The sequence below is a fragment of the Phycicoccus flavus genome (genome assembly GCF_004025965.2).
In the GTDB taxonomy this organism is placed as follows: domain Bacteria; phylum Actinomycetota; class Actinomycetes; order Actinomycetales; family Dermatophilaceae; genus Phycicoccus; species Phycicoccus flavus.
In genome coordinates, this window is sequence record NZ_SAYU02000134.1 from 1 (window position 1) to 2,691 (window position 2,691).

The following is a 2,691-nucleotide window of genomic DNA, read 5'->3' on the forward strand; positions in this document are numbered from 1 at the left end:
CCGCGAGGCCGGCCTGTCGTGGAGTGCGATCGGAAGATTCGTCGGTACCTCGGGCGAAGCCGCCCGGCAGCGGTACTCCTCCAAGGTCGCCTGACCTCGACGCCTGACCGTCGCCCAACAGGCGGCGGAAGGACCGTGCTTCTGAAGACCGTTGCGGAACGCCGAACGGGCTGATGGCCGCTCGGCGTGGCCGCCACCGCGTCGCGGCTCGGGTCCCAACAGGTTCCGAGACTGAGCACATCAAACACCACGCTGGCTAGCTTCTTAAGGGCGGCACGGACCCGAACGACCTGCGTGCGGACCCGCCGTCAACAGCTCCCGCAGACGCTGGACGACCGCCCGTTCCTACGGAATCGGAAGACCGCCGGGCTCATCTAGCCGACGGATGTCCCGGCGCCGACCTAAATCGCAGTCCCGCGCGTCACGACGCTGACGACCATCCGACGACTTATCCGACCCTGGTGACGCGTGAGTGATCCTTGAGACGCCGTGTCGACGGATGCGCAAAAGCCTCATAGTCCATCCAGGAGGTTCGCATGTGGTCACGATTCTTGGTTGCTGTTGCTGGAGTGCTCCTGGCCGTCGCAATTGCGGTACGCACCGGCCTCGTCGGATTTGTGTGGCCCGGAGCGATCATCCGGCTTGGCTGGTACGGGCCGGACGCGGATCGATTGACGAGCCTCGTGCTGGCTGGGTCTCTCGCAGCTTTCCTGCTTGCGGGTTTGCATCTCCGGGGACGCCGCCAGGCGACGACGTCCGAGCCTGGTGCGGTTGTGGGACCGGTGGCGGCGGTCCTCGGACTTGTCGTCGCTGCGACCAGCGCCGTCGCCGTCGTCTTCCCCGACACGCCATACGACGCAGCAGCTCCGGCCTGTCGAGGGGCCTATCTGCAGGGCTCCGACTTTTACGCACAGACAGTCGCAGGCGGAGCGAGCGCCCGTACGGGACCCGGCCGGGGCTTTCCCCAGGTAGACCGCTTCGCAGGTGACTGCACCCTCGGGTTCTCTGGGTACTGCATCGGCGAACCGGTCACGAACGACCTTAGTGACCTCGTGGACGCTCGATGGCTCATCGTCAACGGGAGCGAAAACCTCGTCTCCTCTGCGGTCCTGCAGGTCCAGTCGCAGCCGGCCAGCACGACCGCAGCGACACCGGATCCACGCTGCGCCAAGCTCGGTGGGTTCCCCCTACCTAACGCCTTGAAGTTCACGGCGAAGGTCTCACGTCAGCAGCCTAACCAGGTGAAACTCACGGCAACGGCGAAGGGCGCGCCGCTAATCGGTTACGCGGAGAAGATCGTGGACCCCGTCGACGGGGTGTATCCCTACACGCCCATCGGATCACCCAAGAGCAACGCTCCTCGGTTCGCTGGTGTCTGGATCGCCGACTCAGATGTCGATCTGCTCAAGGGCAGGACCGGCCGCATGCATATCGCCGCGTCGGCCTGCCTCTCAGCGGGTTTCCCCATCGGGGATCCAGCGGTCTACGAAGCCCGATTCAAGGCCGGAAGGATCGTCTCGCTCAAAGCCCTCGCCCAACTTCCTGGCGATGCCAGCATGCTGGCTAACACGGCCTGCTACGGGACGCGCAACTAACCCCGACGCTCACGAGATCGCGATGGTCGCGGTGCGGACCACGGGCCTGCCGTTGCTGGCGGTCGACGGCGACCTCAAGGCGCTACGAATGCTGGTCCAGCGCCGCGAGGCCCTGACCCGACGCCGGGTCCAAGCCATCGACCGGTTGCACGCCCTGCTGGCGGATTTCCTCCTAGGACAGACAAAACGCGACCTCACCTGGGCGGCCTTAAGGTGTCGTAGGGGGCCGTGAACGTCGGGTCCTGGCACAGGCAGATGCCGCGCGGGTCTTTGCTGGCGGCTGCACCGGAAATGGTCCAACGTCCCGGCCGACGTCAACACGCATCACCTCGGCAGTGTCCACTTCCACCCCAGGGCGCGGCGGACAAGCCGGGCGGCGAGCAGGACACCAGCCAGCGCGGACTGGTGCGCCAGGGGCACCTGGAGGTCAGCAGTCGCCTCACGTCCGCCCAGCGGGATGAGGCCCCCGCCGCAGACCCCGTCGACATATATGGCGCGGATGCCCCGGTCGGCGTAGTTCGTTGAGAGGTTGCGGTCGAGCCCGAGGCGGTCGGCGATGATGTCGCACAGATCGTCCGGAACGGCAGTGCCGTCGTACAGCAGCGTGCGGACGGCCAGGACCTGGTCGGGGACGAGCATGGCGTTGCGTGGGCGTAGGATTTGCCGTCGTCGGCCATATGTTCGAATGGGCTCGAGCGGCGGCGCCCCGGGCTCTACACGGCAGGTCGCACCGCCGTGCCTGCAGACGTTGAGGGAGCTCGGTGGTCGAACTTGTTGGACATGCTGCGTTAAGAGGGCCGCCCATAGTGGGCTACTAGAGACTTCCGGCAGGGCCGGTGTCTGGCCAGACTCGGTCCAGGTGCCCGGCGGGACGCTCTCAAGTGGGCTGCCCACCCTGCGCGGGTGTGGCTCTCTTCCGGTTTGCAGCCCGCCGGGTACCGCTGACGAGGCGTGGCTCAAGAAGGGACAGCCCTGCTCGTAGTAGCACTGCCCACCTCGCCGTCCATCGGTTCGAGACCAGGCGGGAGCACGGGTATGGAGCACGTCATCATCGGGGTCGATCCCCACAAGCTGTCGGCGACGATCGAGGTCGTCG

3 protein-coding genes are annotated in these 2,691 nt (G+C 66.4%); 2 read left to right on the plus strand and 1 reads right to left on the minus strand.

Annotated elements, in window-relative coordinates; genetic code table 11:
* Positions 1–536 precede the first annotated feature (536 nt).
* A complete protein-coding gene (locus EPD83_RS20085) occupies positions 537–1,595 on the plus strand; it encodes a hypothetical protein (RefSeq protein ID WP_128367767.1) in 1,059 nt (352 codons plus the stop codon).
* Between the two features lie 22 nt (positions 1,596–1,617).
* The gene (locus EPD83_RS20090; RefSeq protein ID WP_128367766.1) at positions 1,618–1,827 is read left to right on the plus strand and encodes a hypothetical protein; all 210 of its coding nucleotides are present in this window, start codon (positions 1,618–1,620) and stop codon (positions 1,825–1,827) included.
* 92 nt (positions 1,828–1,919) lie between these two features.
* Here EPD83_RS20090 and EPD83_RS20095 read toward each other — a convergent pair whose 3' ends face one another.
* Entirely contained in the window at positions 1,920–2,234 is a 315-nt protein-coding gene (locus EPD83_RS20095; protein WP_128367765.1) for a hypothetical protein, read from the minus strand.
* Positions 2,235–2,691 lie beyond the last annotated feature (457 nt).

Bases quoted from the DNA above. Each gene is read 5' to 3' on its own strand.
- EPD83_RS20095 (WP_128367765.1), bottom strand. From the start codon at position 2,234: ATGCTCGTCCCCGACCAGGTCCTGGCCGTCCGCACGCTGCTGTACGAC.
- EPD83_RS20085 (WP_128367767.1), top strand. From the start codon at position 537: ATGTGGTCACGATTCTTGGTTGCTGTTGCTGGAGTGCTCCTGGCCGTC.
- EPD83_RS20090 (WP_128367766.1), top strand. From the start codon at position 1,618: ATGGTCGCGGTGCGGACCACGGGCCTGCCGTTGCTGGCGGTCGACGGC.